22 protein-coding genes, 3 tRNA genes and 2 pseudogenes are annotated in these 26472 nt (G+C 33.6%); 20 read left to right on the top strand and 7 right to left on the bottom strand.

What is annotated here, in order from left to right:
- The first annotated feature begins 109 nt into the window (after nt 1-109).
- The 3 genes from J3U13_RS03330 to J3U13_RS03320 all read left to right on the top strand — a co-directional run bounded on the left by J3U13_RS03330 (nt 110) and on the right by J3U13_RS03320 (nt 741).
- A tRNA-Asp gene (locus J3U13_RS03330) sits at nt 110-186 on the top strand.
- An 8-nt stretch (nt 187-194) separates the two neighbouring features.
- A tRNA-Trp gene (locus tag J3U13_RS03325) sits at nt 195-270 on the top strand.
- A 132-nt stretch (nt 271-402) separates the two neighbouring features.
- Nucleotides 403-741: a DUF413 domain-containing protein gene (locus J3U13_RS03320; RefSeq protein WP_267340137.1), complete on the top strand. Its 339-nt coding sequence runs from the start codon at nt 403-405 to the stop codon at nt 739-741.
- Nucleotides 742-746: 5 nt separating this feature from the next.
- Here J3U13_RS03320 and J3U13_RS03315 read toward each other — a convergent pair whose 3' ends face one another.
- The 3 genes from J3U13_RS03315 to znuC all read right to left on the bottom strand — a co-directional run bounded on the left by J3U13_RS03315 (nt 747) and on the right by znuC (nt 3975).
- Nucleotides 747-2270: a YifB family Mg chelatase-like AAA ATPase gene (locus tag J3U13_RS03315; protein WP_267340136.1), complete on the bottom strand. Its 1524-nt coding sequence runs from the start codon at nt 2268-2270 to the stop codon at nt 747-749.
- A 126-nt stretch (nt 2271-2396) separates the two neighbouring features.
- Entirely contained in the window at nt 2397-3197 is an 801-nt protein-coding gene (gene znuB / locus J3U13_RS03310) for a zinc ABC transporter permease subunit ZnuB (RefSeq protein ID WP_267340134.1), read from the bottom strand.
- A gap of 40 nt (nt 3198-3237) precedes the next feature.
- A complete protein-coding gene (gene znuC / locus J3U13_RS03305; RefSeq protein WP_267340133.1) occupies nt 3238-3975 on the bottom strand; it encodes a zinc ABC transporter ATP-binding protein ZnuC in 738 nt (245 codons plus the stop codon).
- A 93-nt stretch (nt 3976-4068) separates the two neighbouring features.
- Here znuC and znuA point away from each other — a divergent pair, with 93 nt between their 5' ends.
- From znuA to J3U13_RS03255, 11 genes and pseudogenes are all read left to right on the top strand, one after another.
- Nucleotides 4069-5031, top strand: coding sequence for a zinc ABC transporter substrate-binding protein ZnuA (gene znuA / locus J3U13_RS03300; RefSeq protein ID WP_267340132.1), 963 nt, complete (start codon nt 4069-4071; stop codon nt 5029-5031).
- 28 nt (nt 5032-5059) lie between these two features.
- Nucleotides 5060-6421 (top strand): murein DD-endopeptidase MepM, encoded by a 1362-nt coding sequence (mepM, locus tag J3U13_RS03295; RefSeq protein WP_267340130.1) that lies wholly within the window; start codon nt 5060-5062, stop codon nt 6419-6421.
- 159 nt (nt 6422-6580) lie between these two features.
- Nucleotides 6581-8881 (top strand): annotated as a pseudogene (gene mrcB, locus J3U13_RS03290) (bifunctional glycosyl transferase/transpeptidase); the annotation flags it as partial.
- A gap of 10 nt (nt 8882-8891) precedes the next feature.
- Nucleotides 8892-9701, top strand: coding sequence for a bifunctional DNA-formamidopyrimidine glycosylase/DNA-(apurinic or apyrimidinic site) lyase (gene mutM, locus J3U13_RS03285; protein WP_267340126.1), 810 nt, complete (start codon nt 8892-8894; stop codon nt 9699-9701).
- A gap of 400 nt (nt 9702-10101) precedes the next feature.
- Complete coding sequence (gene tolB, locus J3U13_RS03280; RefSeq protein WP_416380257.1) at nt 10102-11397, top strand: Tol-Pal system beta propeller repeat protein TolB; 1296 nt, start codon at nt 10102-10104, stop codon at nt 11395-11397.
- A 169-nt stretch (nt 11398-11566) separates the two neighbouring features.
- Complete coding sequence (pal, locus tag J3U13_RS03275) at nt 11567-12052, top strand: peptidoglycan-associated lipoprotein Pal (protein WP_267340123.1); 486 nt, start codon at nt 11567-11569, stop codon at nt 12050-12052.
- Nucleotides 12053-12115: 63 nt separating this feature from the next.
- Nucleotides 12116-12847, top strand: coding sequence for a tol-pal system protein YbgF (gene ybgF / locus J3U13_RS03270; protein WP_267340121.1), 732 nt, complete (start codon nt 12116-12118; stop codon nt 12845-12847).
- Between the two features lie 131 nt (nt 12848-12978).
- Nucleotides 12979-13054: transfer RNA gene (locus J3U13_RS03265), tRNA-Lys, on the top strand.
- Nucleotides 13055-13520: 466 nt separating this feature from the next.
- Nucleotides 13521-13868 (top strand): hypothetical protein, encoded by a 348-nt coding sequence (locus J3U13_RS03260; RefSeq protein WP_267340108.1) that lies wholly within the window; start codon nt 13521-13523, stop codon nt 13866-13868.
- Nucleotides 13869-13921: 53 nt separating this feature from the next.
- Entirely contained in the window at nt 13922-14209 is a 288-nt protein-coding gene (locus tag J3U13_RS11465) for a TonB-dependent receptor domain-containing protein (protein ID WP_416380552.1), read from the top strand.
- A gap of 110 nt (nt 14210-14319) precedes the next feature.
- Nucleotides 14320-14616 (top strand): annotated as a pseudogene (locus tag J3U13_RS03255) (TonB-dependent receptor domain-containing protein); the annotation flags it as partial.
- A gap of 120 nt (nt 14617-14736) precedes the next feature.
- Here J3U13_RS03255 and pepT read toward each other — a convergent pair.
- Entirely contained in the window at nt 14737-15966 is a 1230-nt protein-coding gene (pepT, locus tag J3U13_RS03250) for a peptidase T (RefSeq protein WP_267340107.1), read from the bottom strand.
- Nucleotides 15967-15990: 24 nt separating this feature from the next.
- A complete protein-coding gene (locus tag J3U13_RS03245; protein WP_267340106.1) occupies nt 15991-17550 on the bottom strand; it encodes an AbgT family transporter in 1560 nt (519 codons plus the stop codon).
- 788 nt (nt 17551-18338) lie between these two features.
- Here J3U13_RS03245 and J3U13_RS03240 point away from each other — a divergent pair.
- Nucleotides 18339-18596 (top strand): citrate/2-methylcitrate synthase, encoded by a 258-nt coding sequence (locus J3U13_RS03240; RefSeq protein WP_267340151.1) that lies wholly within the window; start codon nt 18339-18341, stop codon nt 18594-18596.
- A gap of 129 nt (nt 18597-18725) precedes the next feature.
- Nucleotides 18726-20267 carry a murein biosynthesis integral membrane protein MurJ gene (gene murJ / locus J3U13_RS03235; protein ID WP_267340104.1) on the top strand — a complete coding sequence of 514 codons (1542 nt, stop codon included), beginning with the start codon at nt 18726-18728 and terminating at the stop codon, nt 20265-20267.
- 240 nt (nt 20268-20507) lie between these two features.
- Here the strand turns inward: murJ and ulaG are convergent, their stop codons facing one another.
- Both ulaG and ulaR read right to left on the bottom strand, forming a co-directional pair.
- Nucleotides 20508-21575, bottom strand: coding sequence for an L-ascorbate 6-phosphate lactonase (ulaG, locus tag J3U13_RS03230; RefSeq protein WP_267340102.1), 1068 nt, complete (start codon nt 21573-21575; stop codon nt 20508-20510).
- Between the two features lie 25 nt (nt 21576-21600).
- The gene (gene ulaR / locus J3U13_RS03225) at nt 21601-22362 is read right to left on the bottom strand and encodes an HTH-type transcriptional regulator UlaR (protein ID WP_267340100.1); all 762 of its coding nucleotides are present in this window, start codon (nt 22360-22362) and stop codon (nt 21601-21603) included.
- Nucleotides 22363-22806: 444 nt separating this feature from the next.
- On the opposite strand from ulaR, the gene J3U13_RS03220 reads away from it, so the two are divergent.
- From J3U13_RS03220 to J3U13_RS03205, 4 genes are read left to right on the top strand one after another with little or no spacing between them, the layout of a single operon-like run.
- Nucleotides 22807-24573, top strand: coding sequence for a PTS ascorbate-specific subunit IIBC (locus J3U13_RS03220; protein ID WP_267340098.1), 1767 nt, complete (start codon nt 22807-22809; stop codon nt 24571-24573).
- 27 nt (nt 24574-24600) lie between these two features.
- Nucleotides 24601-25074, top strand: coding sequence for a PTS sugar transporter subunit IIA (locus J3U13_RS03215; protein ID WP_267340097.1), 474 nt, complete (start codon nt 24601-24603; stop codon nt 25072-25074).
- 4 nt (nt 25075-25078) lie between these two features.
- On the top strand, nt 25079-25771 hold the full coding sequence (locus tag J3U13_RS03210; RefSeq protein WP_267340095.1) for an L-ribulose-5-phosphate 4-epimerase: 693 nt from the start codon (nt 25079-25081) through the stop codon (nt 25769-25771).
- Between the two features lie 22 nt (nt 25772-25793).
- Nucleotides 25794-26438 carry a 3-keto-L-gulonate-6-phosphate decarboxylase UlaD gene (locus J3U13_RS03205; RefSeq protein ID WP_267340094.1) on the top strand — a complete coding sequence of 215 codons (645 nt, stop codon included), beginning with the start codon at nt 25794-25796 and terminating at the stop codon, nt 26436-26438.
- The last annotated feature ends 34 nt before the right edge of the window (nt 26439-26472 follow it).

Raw genomic sequence — 26472 nt, 5'->3', positions numbered from 1 at the left:
CCGAACTCAGAAGTGAAACGCCGAAGTGCCGATGGTAGTGTGGGTATTACCCATGTGAGAGTAGGGAGCCGCCAGACTTTTAAATTTATATATACACATCAAATTCGGTGGAGCGGTAGTTCAGTTGGTTAGAATACCTGCCTGTCACGCAGGGGGTCGCGGGTTCGAGCCCCGTCCGTTCCGCCACCTTATTTAGGGGCGTAGTTCAATTGGTAGAGCACCGGTCTCCAAAACCGGGTGTTGGGAGTTCGAGACTCTCCGCCCCTGCCAAAAGTAATGATTTTGTTTTAATTTTAGCCGTTCAGCAATTTTTACTAACATAAATAAAAAATTTTTGTTTACAGATTAAGTTAGTGAATTATAATTCCCGCCCAAATACTTTTACAATCTAGAGGATATAAAATGGCTGAAAGTTTTGTAAGTCAACAACGTTTTTTTGATAATAAGAATTACCCAAGGGGATTTTCTCGTCATGGTGATTTTACAATTAAAGAAGCACAAATTTTAGAAAAATATGGTTGTGCTTTTAGGGATCTTGATATGGAAATAAGAAAGCCTGTTACAGCAGACGAGAAATCATTTGTAGCAGTGTGTAAAGGAAAAAAGGAACCTTCAACCGATTTAGAAAAAGCATGGTTAAAGTATCTTTCTCGAATTAATAAGCCTAAACGTTTTCATACATTATCTGGTGGTAAACCACAAGTTGATGTTAATGATGATTTCGTAGATAGTGATGATTAATTCTGTTAACCAATATTTTTGTGTAATTGAATTAACAATCGATCCATAGAACGATAACTTAAAGCTTCTGAAATATGTTTTCGTTCTATGTTTTTTGATAGTTCTAAATCTGCAATAGTACGAGATACTTTCAATATTCGATGCCATGCTCTAGCTGAAAGTCCTAATTTTATCAAAGCTTGTTCCAAATACTCATTATTTTCATCAGATAGCTGACAATAAAATTGAATATCATTAGAGGTAAATTGACTATTTAGTTTTTTATTTCTTTCCATTTGAATGTTTCTGGCTAATAAAACTCTTTCTTTTACTTTTTCTGTGGATTCACTCTTTATTGCTTTCTGACTTAATGCTCCTTTTGGTAAAAGTGGAACTTCAATGGATATATCAAATCTATCTAAAAATGGTCCTGAAAGTCGATTTAGATAACGAATAACTTGTTGGGGAGTTGTTCTATTGTGTGTTCCTTGATAATGTCCTGTAGGGCTAGGATTCATTGCTGCAATAAGTTGAAACCTTGCTGGAAATTTTATTTTAGCATTTGCCCTTGAAATAATGATTTCTCCTGATTCAATAGGTTCTCTTAACGCATCTAGTACTTTACGATTAAATTCAGGAAGTTCATCTAAAAATAACACTCCGTTGTGAGCCAAAGATATTTCTCCAGGTTTAGGTATCGATCCTCCTCCTACTAATGCTGCGATTGAAGCACTATGATGAGGAGATCTAAAGGGACGTTTGCGCCAATTTTTGATTGATCCATTTGAACTGACCAAACTGGTAATTGCCGCACTTTCTAGTGCTTCTGTATCAGATAATGGAGGCAATAATGATGTTAACCGAGTTGCTAACATTGTTTTACCTGTTCCAGGTGGACCTATTAATAATAAATTATGACCTCCGGCGGCAGCTATTTCTAATGCTCTTTTAGCATGTTCTTGCCCAATAATATCCTGCAAATTTGCTGAGATATCATCACTATTATGATATTCTCTGTAAACTACTAAAGGTAAACTTAAGTTTTCAGTCAAATGCTGACAGACTTCAACTAAATTATTTGTGATTAACGTATTTCCTTGGTGTATTAAAGATATTTCCGATTGATTCTCTGCCGATATTATTAGTGAGCGTTGTTTTTTTTGGGATGAAATTGCAGCAGGTATAGCACCTTTAACCGCTCTAATTTCTCCTGATAAAGCGAGTTCTCCTAAAAATTCATAATTAGACAAATTATCAGAGGGAATCTGTTGTGTTGCAGCAAGAATTGCAATAGCAATAGGTAAATCAAAACGACTACCTTCCTTAGGAAGGTCAGCAGGTGATAAATTGACTGTTATTTTCTTTGCAGGAAAAGTAAATCCACTATTAATAATAGCACTTCTAACACGATCTTTTGATTCTTTGACGGTTGCTTCAGGAAGCCCAACTAGGACAAAACCAGGTAATCCATTACTAATATGAACTTCTACATTTATTTGTGGAGCTTGTATTCCGATGGATGCGCGAGTAAAAACAGTAGCAAGTGACATAATTTTAATCTTTAATCTTTAATATTTAAATTTATTATCACTTTATTTATATATAAGTGATGCATAAATCTCATTATGAAATTTATGCGTGTTTGTTCGCAATAAAGATCGTATTTTTGCTGTTATTTATTCTTTTTTACTTATTAAAAATTTCGAAAAAAATAATGATAGAAAAAATAGACAAGTGTTAGCCAATACAACAGAAGGGCCTGTCGGAGTATCATAGATGAAAGAAAATATCAATCCTCCAATGATAGATAACATACCAATAATTATTGCTATTATTGCCATAGATTCAGGCGTTTTCGAATAGTATTTGGCTGTCGCTGCAGGAATAATAAGGAGCGAAGTAATAATCAATGCTCCTACAAATTTCATTGCAATTCCTATTGTTAACGCTAATAAAAGGGTCAAAAGTAATTTCGTGAATTGTATATTAATACCGTTACTGAATGCTAATTCTTCACTGACAGTAGTAAATAAAAAATTATTCCATTGCCAAAGTAGTAAAGTGCCAATCAGCATCACACAAATTATAATTTGAATGAGATCTGAATAGGATACAGATAAAAGATCCCCAAATAAGTATCCCATTAAATCGATACGTATATTCTTCATTAAGCTAATAACTACCAAACCTAGTGATAATGCACTGTGAGCCAAAATGCCAAGTAAAGTATCAATAGGTAATTGCTTTTGAGATTCCAGCCAAAGTAATCCGATAGCAAGCAAAAGCGTTATAAAAATGACAGCATAAAATAAATTAATATTAAGTAAAAAACCAAATGCGATACCAAGTAAAGCTGCATGCGATAAAGTATCACCAAAATATGACATTCTTCTCCATACAACAAATGTACCTAAAGGACCTGTTACTGTGGTTAAACATAGACCTGCTAATAAAGACGGTAATAACAACTCAATCATTATCTTTTGTTCCTATTTTAGGTATGAATGTTCAATTATTTTAGTGTTCATTAGCATGTTTACAAAGATCATGTTGATGGTTGTGATGATGTTTATAAACAGCGATTTGAGATGCACCTTGTTGACCAAAAAGAGAAATAAATTCTGGATCATTTGAAACAATAGCGGGTGTGCCTGAACAACAAATATGATGATTTAAACAGATGACTTCATCCGTTTTAGCCATTACCAAATGCAGATCATGTGAAACCATTAAAACACCACAATTAAACTGTGTTTTGGCACTACTAATCAAATCATATAATAGAACTTGTCCATTAACATCAACTCCTTGTGTTGGCTCATCTAGGATTAATAGCTGGGGACGTTTAGCTAATGCCTGAGCAAGTAGTACTCTTTGTAGTTCGCCTCCAGACAATTGGTGCATTGATTTATCAATTAAATATTCTGCTTTTACCATAGAAAGAATGTTTAAAATATTTTTTTTATTTAATCGTTTATTCAAACACATAAAACGCTTTACAGTAATGGGTAAGGTCGGATTTAATTTGATTGATTGCGGAACATAACCAATTGTTAAGTTAGCAGAACGAGTGATCGTTCCTGAGGTATAAGGCATTAATCCCAAAATGACTTTAACTAAAGTTGATTTACCAGCACCATTTGGTCCTAGTAATGTCACAATTTGATTTGTCCTAATTGATAACGAAACATTATGTAGAATTTTTTGGTTTTTTATTTCAACTGAAATACCATCTAGCGAAATTAGCTGAGTCATTTTAGCGTGAATCCTTGCTCACCTATATGTTATGTTATATTATAACAATAATGTGATATATTCTACCATATTTTATAAACATAGGATAATGATGTGAAAAAAAATGCTCGAATTAAATTTAATCAATTATTGCGGTTTTTAACAATCATAAGTCCATTGCTCATTATTAATGGATTTACTTTAGAGGCTAATGCAAACATTATTTCTTCTGTTAAGCCTATTGGGTTTATTACTCAAGCGATTTGTGATGGCGTAATAAAGACTGATATTTTATTACCTGATGGAACTTCTCCGCATACATATTCTTTAAAACCATCGGATTTAGCTAAAATAAAAACAGCTGAATTGATTATTTGGGTTGGTGATGATTTAGAAACTTTCATGCCTACAGTTTTGAAAAATTTTGATAAAAATAAACAGATTGAATTAATGGATATACCAACCATTAAAAGTTTACTACGAACCAGTACAAATAATCATGATCAACAAGAAATACATACTCATAACGACGATTCTGATCATGATCATCATCATGGTGAATACGATGAGCATATTTGGCTTTCCCCAAAAATTGCCAAAGAAATTGCGCAAGCAATACATGATAAACTTATAAGTATATATCCAGATAAAAAAGACATTATCGATGAAAATTTAAACGAATTCGCCATTAAACTAGCTGAAACAGAACAAAACATTGCAAAAAAACTCATTAACGTACAAAATAGCGGATATTTTGTTTTTCATGATGCCTATGGGTATTTTGAATCGCAGTTCGGATTAAAAAATCTAGGTAGTTTTACTATAAATCCAGCAGTACAGCCAGGTGTTCAAACCGTTTATTCTATTAAACGAGAATTAAAAGAACATCAAGCTGTATGTGTATTTAGAGAGCCACAGTTTAGCCCTGCAGTTATTGAAAAAATAGTGAATGGAACAGATGTTCGTATTGGGGAATTGAATCCTTTGGGTACAGATATCACTTTATCGAAAAATGCCTATTCACAATTTTTATTAAGATTGACACAGCAACTGTTGGATTGTTTAGATAAAAAGTAATATAGATAATAAATAGTTAAGGTTAATTTTGGCAAGTAAGATTGAATCCCCTGATATTGAAAAGAATAAATTTAATTTCCCCTATTTTTCACTATTAGGTGTGTTTTTTGTGGTTATCTTATTTACCGTATTATGGCGGCCACTTAATTTGGATCGCACGGTATATGTTCCTTTGACTCCTCAAGTTGAAACGACAGTAAAAGATAGTATTAATTCTCCAGTTGTTGTTGGCGATGGTCGAATTGAAGTTGTTGGCAGTAAGTCAAAAATAGAACAAATTACTGAATCTTCAGATGTGCCTGAGGATGAAATAGTTAAAGATGAGCTAGATGACATTATTGAAGATAAGGGTAATACTGTGCAATATACTATTGCGCGGGGTGATACTTTACATGATATTTTACTGAGGTATAACGTTAATAAAAGGGATGTTTACCAATTAACAACTAATTTTAAACAGCTAGCCAATTTAAGAATTGGACAGCAAGTTAGTTGGACTACAGATGACTCCCATAATTTGCAAAGTTTTAGTTGGATAATATCCAGTAACAATATCAGAATTTACGAAAAATCAGGCAATAAATTTATTGAAAGCTCTGAAACTGTAGAAGTAGTACCACAGGATGTAATTATAAAAGGGGATATAAAAACCAGTTTCGTTGCTGATGCTCGTAAAAGTGGGTTAACGAGTAGTGAAATTGGTGTCATTACTCGTGCTTTACAATGGCGTTTAGATTTTCGTCGTTTAAAAGTTGGCGATAAATTCTCGATAATTTTATCACGTGAAGTCCATGGTAAACGTTTGTCAAATAGCCAATTAATCGGTGTTCGCATTAAAAATGGTAGTAAAGATTATTATGCTATTTTAGCTGATGATGGTAAATATTATGATATTAATGGTGGTAGCTTATCTCAAAGCTTTTTCCGATATCCTTTAGAAAAGCAGGCTCGCGTATCATCAGGATTTAATCCCCGTCGCTTAAATCCAGTTACTGGTATCGTTACACCTCATAATGGTGTTGACTTTGCCGTCTCTCGAGGGACACCTGTTTTATCGGTAGGTAATGGTGAAGTGGTTATTGCCAAGTACAGTGGTTCGGCAGGAAACTATATTGCTATTCGTCATGGACGGCAGTATATGACAACTTATATGCATTTGGATAAAATCTTGGTAAAACCTGGTCAGCAGGTTAAGCAGGGTGATAAGATTGGTCTTTCTGGCAACACTGGACGATCGACAGGTCCTCATTTACACTTTGAGTTACATATTAATAATAAACCAGTTAATCCATTAACAGCAAGCTTACCTATCTCAGAAGGATTAACCGGTAAGTCCAAAAAAGCATTTTTGTCAAAAGTTAAAGAGATTAGTTCCCAATTAAATTTTTAAAATTTATAGATTAATTTTATATTAAAACGTACCCATTTCCTGAAACTTCTTAACAAAAAAGAAGATCAGGGTATCTTTAAAAAATTATGCTATTATAAGAGTAATTTTTATTGAATAATAAATGTTAGGTGCAGCTTGAATAAATCAACAAAAACAACCAAAAAACGATCTTCTAAAAAGGTTAAGAAAAAGACTGTATGGCGACGACTTTGGTCGCTTTTGTTTAAACTATTTCTTGTTTTTGCCGCTGTAGCTATAATTTATGGTATCTATCTTGACCAGCAAATCAAAGAACGTATTGATGGTAATGTTTGGGAGCTACCTGCTGCAGTTTATGGTCAAATTATCGATCTTGAGCCAGATAGTGAATACAGTTTAAGTGATGTAGTAACTATGTTAGTAGGGGCTCAATATCGCCAGCAAGACACTAAAGCTACTCGTCCTGGGGAGTTCATTGTTAGTAACGATACAGTAGAAATTTATCGTCGACCTTTTACTTTTCCTGATGGTGAAGAACAAGCATTTCGTGTCAAAATATCATTTTATGAAAATCGTATTGATCGTATTACTAATTTAGCTACTGGCCGTGATTTTGGGTTACTTCGAATTGATCCTAAATTAATTACTATGCTGCATTCTCCTAATGGTGAGCAGCGATTGTTTGTACCATTAAAAGAATTCCCCGATTCACTCATACAAACATTAATAGCCACTGAAGATAAGCGTTTTTACAATCATTATGGAGTGAGTTTATATTCTATTGGACGGGCAATTTTTGTTAATTTAACGACAGGTCGTACAGAAGGTGGCAGCACCTTAACACAACAGACAGTAAAAAATCTCTTTTTGACTAATGAACGTAGCTTAAGTAGGAAGATCCGTGAAGCTTATATGGCTTTGATTTTAGATGCTAGATATAGCAAGGAAAGAATATTAGAATTATATCTCAATGAAGTCTATTTTGGACAAGCTGGTAGTGAAGAGATTCATGGTTTTCCATTAGCTAGTTTGTATTATTTTGGACGCCCAGTAAATGAACTTACTTTGGATCAGCAAGCAGTTTTAGTTGGTATGGTAAAAGGCGCATCACTTTATAATCCTTGGACACAACCAAAGCAAGTTCTTGAACGTCGCAATATTGTTTTAAAACTTATTCAACAACAAGGTATCATTGATGATGAGTTGTATAGCTTATTAAGTCAACGCCCACTTTCTGTATTACCTAAAGGAGGGGTTATTTCCCCTCAACCTGCATTTATGCAAGTTGTACGTAGTGAACTGAGAAAGCAGTTAGGGGATAAAGCTGATCATCTTTCAGGAATGAAGATCTTTACTACTTTTGATCCTGTTGCTCAGGCTGCTGCTGAACAAGCAGTAACTAACCAAATAGAGGCATTACGTAAATCCACTAACAAAGATTTGCAAACCGCAATGGTTATTGTTAGTCGAGAAACAGGTGAAATTCGGGCAATAATCGGTAGTGCTGAACCACGTTATCCTGGTTATAATCGAGCATGGTTAACAAGACGATCTATAGGTTCCTTAGCTAAACCTTCAACTTATTTGACTGCTTTAGGTCAACCAGACAATTATCAACTTAATAGTTGGCTTAATGATAATCCGTTATCAATTAAAGTCGATAATGGAAGTTATTGGCAACCGAAAAATTTTGATCGAAAATTTCGTGATCGTGTTATGTTAGTGGATGCTTTAGCGCTTTCACTTAACGTTCCAACTGTTAATTTAGGTATGGAATTAGGGCTTGATGCAAGTAAAAATACTTTAGAAGCATTAGGTGTACCAGCAGATCGCATACCTAATTTACCATCAAGATTACTTGGAGCTTTAGAATTAACGCCATTAGAAACTGCACAAATGTTTCAAACTATTACTAATAATGGTCAACGTTCGCCATTGACTATTCTTCGATATGTTTTAACAGATAAAGGAAAATTGGTTTATCAAAGTTATCCTCAACAATTACAAGCCGTATCAGCTCAGTCCGCTTATTTAACAACTTATGCAATGCAGCAAGTTGTAGAATCAGGTACATCGCGCTCATTAAAAGTCAAATATGGACCATTTAAGCTTGCAGCTAAGACTGGAACAAGTAACGATTCAAGAGATAGTTGGTTTACTGGAGTTGATGGTAAAAATGTTGCCGTTATCTGGATTGGTCTTGATGATCATTCTCCTATGAAATTAACGGGAGCAACGGGTGCACTTAAAATTTATAGTGAATATTTACAAAATAATCCACCTAAGACATTAGTACTTCCTATACCACAAAATATTTTTATGGTCCCAATTGATAGTAATGGTCAGTGGCAATGTGTTGGAAGTGGGGTTCGTACTTTACCAGTATGGACTGCTAATCCACAAAGTTTGTGTTACGGTAGTAATCAGTCGGTGTCTGATAAATCAGCACCATCTTGGATTTCTGAAATGTTAAATAATTAAGTAAGATTATATGCCTGAATTACCAGAAGTTGAAACAAGTCGTCGTGGTATTTTACCTTATTTAAAAGGTCAGACGATTAAACAAATAATTGTTCGACAACCTAAGTTGCGTTGGCCTGTTGATAATGCGATTACACATGCACAAGGACAAGTTATATTAGATATACAAAGACGCGCTAAATATTTATTGTTACAGTTGTCTTGTAACTGGATTGTTGTTCATTTAGGCATGTCAGGTAGTTTACGTATTTTAAAAAATTATCAAAACGCTGAAAAGCATGACCATATTGATCTGGTTTTAGAAAATGGTGTGATATTACGTTACACGGACCCAAGGCGTTTTGGATCTTGGCTCTGGGCTAATTCACTCGATGAAGTATTTCAATTGCAACATTTGGGACCAGAGCCTTTAAGTGATAAATTTTCAGCAAATTATTTGTTTGAAAAAGCAAAAAATCGACATACTCCCATTAAAAGTTGGATTATGGATAATCACATTGTGGTTGGTGTTGGTAATATTTATGCTTCAGAATCATTATTTATGGCAAAAATTAATCCTATTCGAAAAGTCCATACTATAACATTTGAGGAATTTGAGAGATTAGTTAAAGCCATTAAGCAAGTGCTAACTAAATCAATTGCACAAGGCGGTACTACGCTTAAAGATTTTCTGCAATCGGATGGAAAACCGGGCTATTTTACACAAAAACTTCAAGTTTATGGTAGAGATGGTGAAAAATGCCATATTTGTAATGCGGAAATAAAATCACAAAAAATTGGACAACGTAATACTTTCTTTTGTGAACAATGCCAAAAATAATGAACAATTTATTTTTATGTTATTAACTATTTAAAATAATAGATGTAAGTTAAACTTTGTAAAAAAACATCTATATTCATTTTTAAAACTTCATTAATTCTGATAAGTATACATACCAATTTTTCAATTAATTAGTGTTTACTAACTGAGAAGCTAATTATTGAAATGTAGCAAAGAAGTAAATATTTGAAACGTTTTTGCTTTGAAGTGGCTAGACTTGTTACGTGATATCGGATATCTTTTGATAGCATTAAAGTATTTATCTTTTATAAAGTTTAATATGTAGCGCTAATTAATTAGTGGTAGACTATTAAAGTTCAAAGATATTTCAATCGCGTTATTTCTAATTTGCATTTATTTTAATGCAATTTATTTCGCTTTTATTAAGGAATTTAAGATGATCAAATTTGCTTGTCGCTTTTTGATAACTTTATTTGTGTTATTTTACACAATGATTTCTAATGCAGATGTTCGCATTATTATCACTGATGGCGTCAGTTCTGCCAAACCAATAGCTGTTGTACCTTTTAAGTGGACAGGATCTGGTGTGCCCCCACAAAATATTGAAGATATTATTGCTTCCGATTTACGCAACAGTGGTAAATTTAACCCTATTGATGTTAATAATATGCCACAAAAGCCAACAGCTCCTTCAGAAGTTACTCCTGCTGTTTGGGATCAAATTGGTGTTTCTGCTGTAGTTGTAGGCACGATTCAACCTGATGCTTCGGGAAAATACTTAATTAATTATCAATTAATTGATACAGTAACGCGACCTGGTGCAGTTTTAGTACAAAATCAGTATTCTATTGATAAACGTTGGATTCGTTATGCAGCTCATACAGCTAGTGATGAAATTTTTGAATCACTAACAGGTATAAAAGGTGCTTTTAGAACACGTATTGCTTATGTAGTTAAAACGAATAGAGGGCTTTTTTCACACGAATTAAGAGTGTCTGATTATGATGGATATGACCAAATGACTGTCCACCGTTCTAAAGAACCATTAATGTCACCTACATGGTCACCAGATGGCAAAAAACTTGCTTATGTAACTTTTGAAGGCGGTCGTTCATCATTAGTTGTAAAATCATTAGAAACTGGTGCTGTTCAAACAATTGCTGCTTTTCCAAAACATAATGGTGCCCCTGCTTTTTCTCCAGATGGAAGTAAATTAGCTTTTGCATTATCCAAAGATGGAAGTCTAAATTTGTATACTATGGATTTGAGTTCAAAAAAATTAACTCAAATTACGTCAGGGCGTAGTAATGATACTGAACCATCATGGATGCCAGATAGCCAAACAATTGTTTATACGTCGGATCAAGCTGGTCGTCCTCAACTATACACCATTAATATCAATGGCGGAACTCCACAACGTTTAACATGGGATAATACACAAAATCAGAATGCTCGTGTTGCTCCTGATGGTTCTTTTATTGCAATGATTTCGACAAATAACGGTGAACAGCATATTACACGATATGACATAGAAACAAATACTTATCAACGATTGACGGATTCATTTTTGGATGAAACACCCAGTATTGCACCTAATGGAACTATGATTATTTATAGCTCAACTCAAGGATTAGGTACAATTTTGAATCTTGTTTCAACCGATGGTAATTTCAAGGCTAAGTTACCTGCAACTGATGGACAAGTAAAATTCCCTGCCTGGTCGCCCTATTTATAAATAAGGGATTGAAATTTATGCTATATTCTGAATATTAAAATTGTACAAAATGTAATGGCGTTATAATATATAGCGCTATTATTTCTAATTGATAAATTGTGTTATTTTTATAATTAGTAAAAGATAAAATTTATAAGTAATATTTTTAAAACACAAAGGAGTTAATACAATGCAATTTTCTAACTTTCTTAAAGTAGCTGCAGTCGCTTTTCCATTAATGGCAGTTACTGCATGTTCATCAAACAATACCTCTACCAACGAAAGCGGAACTACAAGTATTTCTGCATCACAAAAAGTTTTAGAACAAGTTCGTAAATTACAACAAATGAATATTGTATATTTTGATTTTGATAAATACAACGTTAAACAAGAATATGCAACATTATTAGATACTCATGCAGTTTTCATGCGTGCAAATTCAGGTGTTAAAGTCGTAATCGAAGGTCATGCTGATGAACGCGGTACTCCAGAATATAATATTGCATTAGGTGAACGTCGCGCGAATGCAGTTAAATCATATCTACAAGGTAATGGTGTTTCCGGCGGACAAATGGACATCGTATCTTACGGTAAAGAAAAACCAGCTGTATTAGGGCATGACGAACAAGCTTATTCTAAAAACCGTCGTGCAGTCATAACATATTCTGGTTTCTAATTAGTTTATTTAACGGCTGTTTTATACAGCCGTTTTTTTCAAGTTTACACCGAGTATAATAATATGCATAAAAAAGCACTGATATTGTTCTTATATCTTCTATTTAACAGTTATGGTTGTGTTGCAGGGAGTTCAGAGTTAGAAAGAACAATTCAAGCACAAGGACAATTACTAGTTGAAAGTCAACAGAAAATTAGTGAATTACAAGCAGATGTTGATACACTTCGTGGTCAATTAGAAGAAACTCAATACCAACTTAATCAGACTATAGAACGTCAAAAAATGATTCTTCAGCAACTGGCTGGTGGTTCAGGATTATCTTCTAATCCTAATTCATTAGGCGATGATATAACTTTACCTACTTCACCTAATAATGATCACCCCCCATCTGATTTATCAAATTGGACAAATTCTGGTAATGATAAAACTGATTATAACTTTATTGTACAATTTGTTAATGATGATAAACAAAATGCTGATTCTATAGTTGCCTTTCAAAAGTTTATAAAAAATTATCCTAAATCAACTTATTTGGCCAATGCTAATTATTGGTTAGGTCAACTTTATTATAAAGAAGGAAAGAAAGATGAAGCTTCATTTTATTATGCTACTGTTGTAAAAAATTATCCATCTTCTTCCAAAGCTGCAGATAGCCTTTATAAAGTAGGAATTATACTATTGGATAAAGATGATAAAAAAAATGCTAAAACTGTTTTTCAACAAGTTATAAGTAAATATTCTAAAGATAAAAAAATTGTTGACCTTGCGAAGAAAAAATTAGCATCACTCAAATAAAATGTATAAATAAACAGCTATTGAGAAAAAATACGAATAAAAGGGTTGCGCTGCTTAGTAATTATAAGTATTATAGCAACCCGAAATCGCTTGTAACGTTAGTTGTTAAGCACAGAGATTTTATTCAATATGGGTTGTTAGCTCAGTCGGTAGAGCAGCGGACTTTTAATCCGTTTGTCGAGCGTTCGAATCGCTCACGACCCACCACTTCCTCTATGTTTTCTTAAAACACTAAAACACTAAAACACTAAAACACTAAAACACTAAAACACTAAAACACTAAAACACTAAAACAGTTCTGACTTGATATACTTAAATTGATAAAAAAATTAACTTTAGTCAACTTTTTTAACGAATATTGGACAATATCTATTGTTGATTTTAAATAGGTTAAGTACAAAAATCGTTTAATTATCAAACTTAGATCCTACCATCTTTATTCATCTTTTCTTAATTCTAAAAAATTATTTTCAATAAAAATATTTATTATTACAAAGGTATTTCCTAATAAATTCATATTACCTATTTTTAATAATATTAAAGTATTTCAATAGAATATAATTGAAAATCTATTTTACAGAGCTGAAAAATAAATTAAGTTTTATGTGCAAATAATAATCATTATTGTTGTTTTAGTATTTCTCACATAATACAACAAATAATAGGAAAAATAATGAAATTAGTTAATCAAGTACTCTTACCTTGCTTATTAAGCTCTAGTGCTTTTATTGTTGACGCTCAAGAAAAAGTTAAAGATGATATTGAAACTATGAAAGTTGTCGCTAAGATTAAGGATAATAATGATCAGAGAATAAAAAAACCATCAATTGCAATTAAAACATTCTTTGATATAAAGGATATTCCTCAAACTATAAACTCATTTTCTCTTCAACAAGAGGAAATATATGGGCAAAATGATCTGAGTATCATAGTAAATAAATTACCTGAAGTAGATGCAACCTATGATATGCGAGATGAAGGTGTCAAAATAGGAGGTTTTTCCGTAAGGCTAATAAATTGAATTATCGAAATCGGTCATAGGATGGCCACTCTTTAAGTCCTCGAATCGGATGAATTTGGCAGCCAATAGAATCACAAAGTTTTTATGTATCTTATAGTAAAAGTTTTTCCCCATACGGAGGTCGAGGTTTAATCACTATTGCGACAGATTCCAAGGCTGTTTATGATGAAAAGCTGCAATATTCTCGTCAATATGAAGTTGGACTCAAAAGTGATTGGATTAATGATAGGCTCTCTTCTCAAATCGCATTTTATAACCTTGAGCTTTATAATATTCGTTATCAACCTGATGCAGTCAACGCTCCTTATAATTGGCAAATTAGAGGTAATGATAGAAGCTAAGGTATAGAATTAAGTGCAATCGGAAAATTGATTAATAATTGGTACATTAATAGTGGTATTGGCTATCAGCAAGCAAAAGTTCATAAAGATAAAAAACACCAGTTAACAAAGGCAAATATTTATCTAATACAGCTAAGCATAGTGGTTATTTGGGTATACGTTTCATACCTCATGAAAATTGGGTTACTGAGCTAGAAATGAACTATAAGGGTTCAATGTTTAATGATGATAACAATCAGATTAAACGGCCTGGTTATGCATCATGGAACGTTGCAATGGGTTATCAAACTCAATCTATTAATTTGACTTTAGCGATAACTAATTTATTAAATAAAGAGTATTGGCGTTCAAGTAGTATGCCCAGTACACCGCGAGCCTTCATACTCACTGCAAGTTATAAATTATGATACTTAATCAATGTTTTTAAGGTTGGAAAGTCGTAACTTCAACTATTTGTGTATTAAAAAAATTTAATGGCATATTAAGACAGTAAAGAGGGAATAGCATTCCCTCTTTTTTCATTATTTTTAAACCTTAGCAGCTAATTCAATAATTTTCATTGTTACTTCAAATGACTTTAAAAATGATGATAAAGGTAAAAACTCAAAACATGAATGAAAGTTATGTGCGCCAGTAAAATAGTTTGGCGTGGTCAGACCTCTTGCTGATAGCGCAGAACCGTCTGTTCCTCCACGCATTGCAATTGTATTTGCTTTAATATTCAATTGCTCAAATGATTGATAAATTAGATCAATTGAACGCTTGTCTTCTCCTAAATAATTAGCTATATTGCTATAAGTATCAGTTATTTGACAGTCAATTTTTGCTCTTGGATATTTACAACTCATAAAACTTATCACCTCTTGGATATAAGTTTTACGTGCTTCGTACTTAGCTAAATCAAAGTCTCGGATGCTTAGTTTTAATGTTGTTGTTCTTTGGTTACCAATAATATCGTTAAACCAGAAATAACCTTCTTTACCTTCAGTATGTTCAGGTGTTTCGAAACTATCAAAACAGTTAATAATATCGTTAGCAATACCAATAGGGTTAATTAAAACATTTTTAGCTGACATGGGATGGGCAGATACGCCTTCAATCTCAATAGTTGCAGATCCTGCATTAAATGTTTCATAAACAACTTCACCTAATTCACAACAGTCAATTGTGTAAGCAAAATCAGGTTTAAAACGATTTAAATCAAGTTTTTTCGCACCGTTTAAACCGACTTCTTCATCTGGTACAAAAGCAACATAAATATCGCCATAGGTACAATTTTGCTTTTGTAATTGATCTAACATCGTCATAATTACAGCAATTGCCGCTTTATTATCTGCACCAAGCACACTTGTACCATCAGTAACAATTAATTCTTCATTAATGTATTTATTCAATTCAGGATGCTCAGTGATTTTAAACCAAATATTTTTATCTTTATTCAACAAAATATCTTCACCAGTAAAGGTGACTCGCTGTGGGTTAATTTTATCTGATAAGGCAACATCAACTGTATCAAGGTGAGCAACGTAACCAATTTTAGGTGCTTTTAAATTATTGCCAGGTAACTTAGCAGTTACAATACTATGCTCATCAAGATGAACTTCTTGTAGATTGAGATCAATTAACTCTTGTTTGAGTAAATTGGCTAATTGTGTTTGCCCTGGCGTAGAAGGAACAAGTGCGCAACCAACCGCACTTTGACTTGGTACACTAACGTAACGTAAAAAACGTTCAACTAATTGTTCTGTAATATTCATATTATTGTAACTCTTTATCGATGACTAATTATTTACTGGTGGATAAACATAACCACTATCAAAGCCGATAGGCAGTCCTAGTAACCAAAATAGCAATAAATTAATTGTTAAGGCAATAAGTAAGCCTGCGGTATATGGGATCATCATTGAACTTAAAGTACCTACTCCAGTATTTTTACAATACTGCTGACAATAGGCAATAATTAAAGGATAGAAAGCAAACATTGGTGTACTAACATTTACTGCCGAACTAATACGATAGGCAGCTTGTGTTAATTCTGGTGAGATACCAACAGACATGAGCATAGGAACAAAAATTGGCGCTAAAATAGCCCATTTTGACGAAGCAGAAGTAATTAAAACATTTAACAGACTTGTTAAAATGATCACGCCAAAAATAGTGACGACCGATGGCAAATGTAAGGCTTTTAAAAATTCAGCCCCACCAATGGCAATCAATGTTCCAATTTGTGAATGTGAGAATATATATAAAAACTGCGCGCAAAAGAATGCAAAAACAATAAAAGAAATAAGGGATTTAGTAATCTTTTCCATTGATTGAACAATATCTCGTGATGATTTAAATGCGCCTGTGATTACTCCATGGATTAAACCAGGAACAGCAAAAAAAACAAATAATAAAGGTACGATGATTTGCATAATAGGTGCTTGATTACTGGTTAAACTACCATCAGATGCACGCAGTAAAGAATTTTCCGGTAACAATAATAATATTAACCCAATAGCAATAATCAAAAAAACACCAGAAGCTATTTTAAAAGCACGATTTTCTAAAGACGTAACAGTGGGTGAATTAGCTAACTTATTAAGTTCAAGATCGTTATTTAGTGGCATAGTTGCTTTTAAGCGAGGTTCAACAATTTTATCCGTTATAAACCAACAAGCAATTAATACAAAGAATGTACCACCAAAACTTAAAAAATAGTTACATAAAACATTAACTTGATAAGATGGATCGATAATTTGTGCCGCACTTTGGGTAAAACCTTGCATAATTGGATCGATGATTGATGGCGTATAACTTGAGCTAAAACCACCTGCTAATCCCGCAAATGAGGCAGCTATCCCTGCTAAAGGATGACGACCTGTTGCATAAAACATCATTGCCGAAACAGGCATTAAAATAACATAAGCAGAGTCAGCCGCAATATGACAAATCATACTGACAAAGATAACAGAGGGTGTAACTAATGTTTTTGGGGTTATAGCCAATAATTTTTTAAGTAATATATTAATATAGCCACTGCTTTCTGCAATCCCTATACCTAATGTGGCAACAATAGTAATGCCTAATGGTGGAAAATTTACAAAATTGGGTACCATTTTAGTAAAAAAATTTACTAAATGATCAGGTGCTAGCATATTAATGACTACTAGTTTTTCTTTAGTTACCGGATTTATAAAATCGAAGCTCAAAAATGAAAGTAATAATGAAGCAACAAAACAGATAATCAAAGCAAAGAAAAAAAGTGTAGTGACGTCGGGGATTTTGTTTCCAATTCGTTCTATAGTGTTTAAAAAGCCACCGGTTCTTATCGGTGACGAGTTTATAGTTTGATTCATAAAAAAAGTATATATGTTGTTCGGACCGACAATTTAGCACATATCAATATGGTAGGTAAACCAAGTATCAGTTAAGTTTTATACTATTTTTTTATCTAATTTAAACACTTCCATCATTACTATAACTTGTTATTTTTAAAATATCTTTGAAATGCATCTTGATCCATGTTTTTTAATATAGCCTTATTAATGCTCTTTTTTCAAATTAACCATTTACTGTTACTGTTACTGTTACTGTTACTGTTACTGTTACTGTTACTGTTATTAACAATGTAATTGCATAACAATTTTTAGTAATAGATTGAATCATAAAAAAATATAAATATTCAAAATGATTAAACGTAACGCATAAGGAAATATTATAATACAAACAGTGGGAGTATTATCGTTTTCGATATTGATTTAATTAAATATATCTAACAGCACAATCCACAAAAAATTCTTCATGCATATCTAGCTCAAGAAGAGGAGCTTAAAAATTATAAACGTGGTGAAGATTATGTTAATTTTGCACTTGATCGGAATACTATGAAACAGGTAGCGACCTAAATGACGCTTTTCCAATTAATGAATTCTGTATGAATGTGATCAAAATTGACAACTATTTATAACGTATATTACATAAACAAATGTCGGATAAAAAAGAGTTAATGGATGGGATTTGCTATGCAGTTTATACTGTATCAGACCCTTGATCCGTATTACTTAAAGAGATGGCACTTGAACTAACAGAAGAAAACGACGAGAAAAAAGAATAGAACTTCTTAACTCGGCTTGAAAAACGGGAAATTAATGCTGTTGTTAATCGAAAGAATGCTAGAACTAGAAAACTAGTATGTGTTAATGTTGATTTTTATTCTGGCTTTGTTTATGACATGATTGGTGTACCTAAAGAAGTTTATACATCATTATTTGTGATGTCTCGAATCGCTAAATGGTGTGCGCATCAAATTAAAAAAGTAAATTTTGATGATCGACGTATAATTCGACTTGCCTATAAAAATATTGGTGAACTTATGCACTTTATTTCATTAAAAGATTGTTAAAGTCGTCATCCGTCACGTTGAGACTGACGGTGTGCACAAAAGCTTCTTTTATTAAAAAAAGCATGGTGATTTAAACCAATAGTTTGTAGACTATCACTTATTGTCGGTTTTTGACTCTGTATTATATAAATGAATCTTTTAAAATCTTTAGCTACAGTGAGTTCCATGACTATGGTATCTCGAGTATTAGGTTTCATACGTGATGCCATCATTGCTCGCTTTTTTGGTGCCGGTATGGCTACCGATGCCTTTTTTGTTGCCTTTAAACTACCAAATTTATTGCGGCGTATTTTTGCTGAGGGCGCATTTTCACAAGCTTTTGTGCCGATTTTAGCAGAATATAAGAATCAACAAGGGATTGAGGCAACAAGGACTTTTGTAGCTTATGTTGCTGGTTTATTAACTTTAGTATTAGCCATTATTACCTTAATTGGTGTTATTTGTGCACCTTTTATTATTATGTTAACAGCACCTGGGTTCATGCAAGAGTCTACTGAAAAATTTGAACTTGCTACAACCATGTTACGTATTACCTTCCCATATATTTTTTTCATTTCGCTCGCTTCATTGGTTGGAGCAATATTAAATACTTGGAATCGTTTTTCAGTCCCAGCGTTTGTACCTACCTTACTCAATATTAGCATGATTATGTTTACGCTGTTTCTAACACCTTACTTTAATCCACCAGTATTAGCACTAGCGGTATCGGTTGGTATAGGGGGAATTTTACAATTACTTTATCAACTCCCTTATTTAAAAAAAATTGGTATGTTGGTATTACCAAAAATTAGCTTTAAAGATAGTGGTGTTTGGCGAGTATTAAAACAGATGGCTCCTGCTATTTTAGGGGTATCTGTTGGGCAAATTTCGTTAATTATTAATACGATTTTTGCTTCGTTTCTTATTTCTGGTTCGGTATCGTGGATGTATTATGCCGACCGACTTATGGAGTTTCCTGCTGGAGTGCTAGGGGTTGCCCTTGGTACCATTTTATTACCTTCGTTATCTAGAAGCTTTTCTAAAGGTGATTATAAACAATATTCAGAATTGTTAGATTGGGGATTGCGGCTCTGTTTTCTTTTAGCGTTACCAAGTACTGTCGCTTTAGGTGTCATATCACGCCCACTTATATCAACCTTATTCGAATACGGACAATTTACCTTACATGATGCATTAATGACTCAGAGAGCATTGGTTGCTTACTCTATTGGTTTACTTGGCATGATTTTAATTAAAGTATTAGCACCTGCTTTTTATTCACGGCAAGATATTAAAACTCCCGTCAAAATTGCGATTATTACCTTAATTTTAACGCAACTGATGAACCTTGTTTTTATTGGTCCATTACAGCATGCTGGACTTTCGCTCTCAATTGGTCTTGCAGCTTGTTTTAATGCGGCGTTATTATTCTGGCAATTACAAAAAAAACAACTCTATCAACCACAGCCAGGATGGTATAAATTTTTATCTAAAGTCATTATTGCTGTTATTTTAATGTCCGTTGTTTTATGGTTTGGTGCACAACTATCACCCGATTGGTCAACCGGATCAATGTTAATGCGTATTGGGCGACTATTGATATTAGTTATTTCTGGTATTGTTGTTTATTTTACATCATTGATCGCAATGGGATTTAAGATAAAACATTTTATTAAACGTATTGATTTATAATAGCTAGTAGAGTTAATAAAATTTTGTCAAAAAGTTTCAGGTTAACATAACGTTTCAGTAAAAAATGCAGTTAAATTGGCTAAATTCTATTATAAATATCTAATAGAATTTAGCCAATTATGATGGACCGATATAATCATCGGTCCAGAGACTTACGGAATTAATCTACTAAACTTTTTTTAAAATTGGTATATTACAAAATTCAATTAAGTATATAGGTTTAAATAATTTTTATTATCCTTACAAGAATGAACGATAAGGCAGTTCTGGTTCATCGGTAAAGATATCTCTGAATCCTCGATAATGTTGATAATGCATTTTATGTTGATCTGTAGGATACGTATATTTCCCTCCAACTTGCCAGAAAAATGGTTTAAATTGATATTCAAGACGATCTTTTTTCATTTCCCAAAGAACTTCAATTTCACGAGGATCACTTTGGAAATTTGACCAAATATCATGATGGAATGGAATTACCACTTTAGTATTAAGAGACTCAGCCGCACGCAAAATGTCTGATGAAGTCATTTTATCGGTAACACCACGAGGGTTTTCGCCATAAGAAAGTAATGCCACATCAATTTTATAATTATTACCATGTTTAGCATAATAGTTAGAGTAATGTGAATCTCCTGAATGGTAAAGTGATCCTCCTGATGTTTCAAATAAATAATTAACTGCACGATCGTTCATACCGTCTAAAATCGATTTGTCGGTAGAAGATACCCCTTTTGGTAAAGTAACGAGGGACGTTCTGTCAAAAGAATCTAGCACACGAATTGTAATATCACCTACTTCAATTGTTTCACCAACTTTAGCAACGATACAACGATCCTCAGGTACCCCCCAACTTTTCCATAACTCAACGCAAGCTTTTGGACCAATAAATTTCACTTTTGAAGAGCAGTTTTGAATTACAGCCGCAGCAACATTAACATCAATATGATCGGCATGATCATGGGTTGCCATAACTGCATCAATTTCTTTAATTGCAAATGGATCTAACACAAATGGGCTGGTTCTTAAATTAGGTTGCAATTCACGAACGCCACCCATACGCATCATTTGATGCTGTTTGTTCATTAATGGGTTAGCATGTGTTTTTTTTCCTGTACCACACCAAAAATCGACAGAGATATTAGTATTACCTGCTGATTTTAACCAAATTCCGGTACAAGCTAGCCACCACATGGTGAAAGTATTTGGTTTCACAACGGTGTTTTCGATCTCTTCATTTAACCATGTTCCCCATTCAGGAAAAGTGCTTAAAATCCAATAATCTCGGGTAATTTCATTTACTTTACTCATTCTATGTTCCTTTTTTATTTAATAGTTAAACTAATATCACTTCAACTCCTTGCTTTTTGATGCATTCAATTACCTCCTTATTTGCTTGCACCCCTGTAATCAAAATATCAATTTTATTTATTGGGCAAAAAAGCATGCCGGAGTTAGCTTTGGTATCGATCTTTGAGCTATCAACCACTACAACTAATTTTTCTGCTTTTTCTAATATCTGTTGTTCAGCAACAGCGCTTAAAATTTCGCTTTTATAAAGTCCTGTTGATGTTAATGTTTTTCCGCTTGTAAACATCCATTTTGCGGCATAAGAATCGGTAATACTTGCAATAGGATTAAGTATGATATTTTGTGTTTTATTATATAACCCACCCATAATAATTACGTTTTCATGGTCATGTTCAATCAAATAACATGCTAAAGGAAAATAATTAGTGATGATGGATACATTTTTTCCACAAAGTTCTCGTCCCAATAAAAATGCTGTTGAGCCACAATTAATGACTATATTTTCATCACAGACGCATAACTTAGCCGCACGAATCGCAATCCGAGCCTTTTCGTGATAGTGATCAGTATTGTTATTATCTATTGGAGCCCATATGGGTTTTTGTTCTTCAAGACGAATAATGCCGTTACGTACTTTTTTGACACGACCATCCTGATCTAATTTAGTGATATCTCTTCTAGCGGTAGCGGGTGATATACAAAAATGGCTGATTAATTCGGTCACTTTTAATTCACCTTTTTCGTTAACCAATGCGACGATTTCATTATGTCGCGTTAATTCATTCATTAAAATTCCTCATTTAAATTGAGCATTTTTGATTATTTTGATAATAATTTTCATTATTAAAATTGTCAATTATCTTATTGTTTTTATTCGTCATGTTTTATTTAATATATTGATAATTATAGGTATATGTTGAAGCTGTTGCAGTTTTTTTTCATTATTGTGTGAAGTCGATCACAGATATGATTTTGGATTCCATAGAAAAGTGATCTCCATCAAAATAATCACAAATAATCATTGTGTGATTTATTTTGATTATAGAATATAACATGCGTTAATCAAGTAATCTTAATTTGTTTAACAAAGTATAGGGTTAATTTAGCTCAAAGATTCACACCACAGTGAATAACTATATAAAAAGGGCATTAGGATAAGTTTTATTACTGCTTTGAAAGCACGATATAAACTTCAAATTTTAAAAGAGCCCATAACCAATGAGAGGGGCATATGGAAGTAATCTATAACATATTTTATATTTTTTATAGTCAAGTCATGACCAAGGCACCTTTGTTACTCGGCTTGGTAACAATGTTAGGTTATTGTCTTTTACGCAAAGATATCACCACAATTTTGAAAGGAACAATCAAGACCATTGTTGGTTTTATGTTGTTACAAGTTGGTTCTAATGTACTGGTTTCAACATTTAAGCCGGTGATTGCCAAATTGGCGGAGTATCATGGTATTAAGGGATCTATCATTGATACTTACGCTTCAATGGTTGCTGTTGAAAATGGTATGGGTGATCACTACTCATGGGTCGGTTATGCTGTCTTACTCGCATTGGCTATTAATATCCTTTTGGTCATTTTTCGTCGTATCACGGGAATTCGCACCATCATGCTAACAGGGCATATCATGTTCCAACAAGTAGGATTAATTACCCTGTTTTATTTTCTATTTGGTTATGGTATGTGGGAAACAATAATTTATTCTGCCATTATTACCGCATTATATTGGGGAATTTTTTCGAATATGATGTTTAAACCTACAGAAGCCGTTACTGGAGGTGCAGGTTTTTCGATTGGTCATCAACAACAATTAGGTTCTTGGATTGCAGTTAAATTAGCACCTAAATTAGGCAATAAAAATGACTCAGTTGATAATCTGAAATTACCTAACTGGTTACATATTTTTCATGATAGCATCGCCGCAACAGCAATAGTGATGACGTTCTTTTTTGGCATTATTCTTCTTTCATTTGGTTTAGACAATTTGCAAACCATGGCAGGTTCAACTCATTGGACAATCTACATTCTAGAAACGGGTCTCAAGTTCGCTGTCGCTATACAAATCATAGTAGGTGGGGTCAGAATGTTTGTAGCTGAATTGTCGGAAGCGTTTAAAGGTATTTCTGAAAAATTAATTCCTAATGCGGTATTAGCCATTGATTGTGCTGCCATTTATGCTTTTTCACCGAATGCTATGGTATTTGGCTTTATTTGGGGGGCATTAGGGCAGTTTTTAGCAATTGGTTTGTTACTTATATTTAAATCCCCCATTATGATTATTCCTGGTTTTATACCAATGTTCTTCTCTAATGCAACTATTGGGGTATTTGCTAATCACTTTGGTGGTTGGAAAGCCATTATGAAAATTTGTTTTGTAATGGGAATGATTGAGGTATTTGGTTCAGCTTGGGTAATTCATCTCTTTGCAAAAAATGGCACTCCAATTGACTCTTGGATGGGGATGGCTGATTGGGCGATATTATTCCCACCTATTTTACAGGGTTTATCTTTCTCTCACTTATTTATTTATCTAATTATCGCTCTGGCTTTAGTGTATATGTTCTTTACCGCTAAACAATTACGCCAAGATGAAGCAAATACAAAAATGGAACCAGAACAAAATAATATTCATCAAGATATTAATGAAAATGTTGTTGAAAAAATGGATGAAGTGGCAATAAGCGAAGGTCGAGCAGTACGAATCCTTGCTGTATGTGGTAGCGGCCAAGGATCTTCAATGATGATGAAAATGAAAATAGCTAATTATTTAGATAAAAAAGGCATTGCCAATGTCATGGATTCTTGCGCGGTGACAGATTACAAGTCACGGTTACCTAATGTAGACATTATTGTGGCATCGAAACATTTAATTAACGAAATTGAAGTTAATGAAGGGCAACATGCTTTGGGGGTCCAAAACATGTTAAATCCGCATACATTTGGTGAAGAACTTATTGAACTTATTAGAAAAGTGCTTGCTCAATAATGAATTGATTAAATAAGGAGTACAACAATGGCATTGAAAGAATCATTAATTGAAAATAACTCTATTTTACTAAAAGCGGATGCATCAACTTGGCAAGAGGCGATCAAATTAGGCACCGATATGCTCGTTGCTTCCAAAGCGATCAACCCTTCTTATTATAATGCAATTATTAGCTGCGTAAAAAAAATGGGACCTTACATTATTATTGCACCAAATTTTGCTATGCCTCATGCCAGACCGGAAGATGGGGTAAATCGAACTGCTTTTGCTTTAGTAACATTAAATACGCCAGTCTACTTTGAAGGTGAAGATCAACCTGTTGATGTATTAGTTACCCTAGCGGGAAGCACCTCAGATGAGCATATGCAAGGTTTAATGGAAGTCACTCAAATACTAGATGATGAAGACAGTCCAACAGGTATCGATCTGGATAAATTGAGAGCATGTAACAGCAAAGAAGATGTTTATGCTGTTATTGATAACGCTTTATTGGGAGACTAATTTTATGTATCAAACATTAAAAGAAAGAGTATTGCAGGCTAACTTAACCTTGCCTAAATACCATTTAGTTACTTTTACTTGGGGGAATGTTTCAGAGATCGACCGAGCCAAAGATGTTATTGCTATTAAACCATCAGGCGTCGATTACAACAACATGAAAATTGATGATATTGTTGTGGTGTCATTAACAGGTGAAATTGTTGAAGGTAAATTAAATCCGTCTAGTGATACCGCAACCCATATAGAACTTTATAAAGCTTTTGAAAATATTGGCGGTATTGTTCATACACACTCTCGCTATGCAACTGTATGGGCTCAAGCAGAATTAGATGTTCCAGCTTTGGGTACAACACATGCTGACTATTTTTATGGTGATGTGCCTTGTACTCGTCGTTTAACTGATAGTGAAATCAGTACCGATTACGAAAAAAACACCGGTCTAGTTATTATTGAAGAATTTAAACGAAGAGACATTGATCCTATGGCGATGCCAGCAGCTGTTATTTCTGGACACGCTCCATTTTGTTGGGGAAAAAATGCATCTGATGCCGTACATAATGCCGTGGTGCTTGAAGAGGTAGCCATGATGGCACTATCAACAAGGCAACTTAATAAAACAATCAAAATTCAACAAACTTTATCGGATAAACACTATTTTCGTAAGCATGGATCACATGCTTACTATGGTCAAAAATAGTATTTATAAGAGGACGAATAAAATGACTAAACCAAAATTACAAATTGCATTAGATCAAACAGAATTACAAACAGCTTTAGCGGTAGCCAAGAACGTAGCTGGATTTGTAGATATTATTGAAGTTGGAACCATCCTTGCATTCGGATCAGGTATTAATGGTGTGAAAATTTTAAGGGAAAAGTATCCCAATCATATTCTAGTTTGTGATTTGAAAACCACTGATGGAGGTGCCATTTTAGCAAAAATGGCGTTTTCAGCGGGCGCCGACTGGTTAACAGTTTCAGCTGCTGCTCATATTGCAACAATTGAAGCTTGTAAAAAAGTGGCTGATGAGTTTGGCCGTGAAATTCAAATCGAACTTTATGGACATTGGACTTTCGATGATGCAAAAGCATGGAGAAAATTGGGGATCAAACAGGCAATTTATCATCGTTCTCGTGATGCTGAATTAGCGGGTATTGGTTGGGGTAAAGAAGATTTAACTAAAATGCGACAGCTTTCTGATCTAGATTTAGAACTATCAATAACTGGCGGCATTGTACCTGAAGATATTCATTTATTTGCAGGTATTAAAACTAAAGCTTTTATCGCTGGACGAGCTTTAGCCAACGAAAATGGTCAAAAAACTGCTCAAGACTTAAGAGAGCAGATTGCTAAGTTTTGGTAAGTAGTGACCTAACAGTCACGAAATGGACCGTTAA

It is taken from the genome of Gilliamella sp. B2887, from assembly GCF_026537015.1.
Taxonomy (GTDB): Bacteria; Pseudomonadota; Gammaproteobacteria; order Enterobacterales; family Orbaceae; genus Gilliamella.
This window is presented reverse-complemented; position numbering and strand designations above follow the sequence as displayed.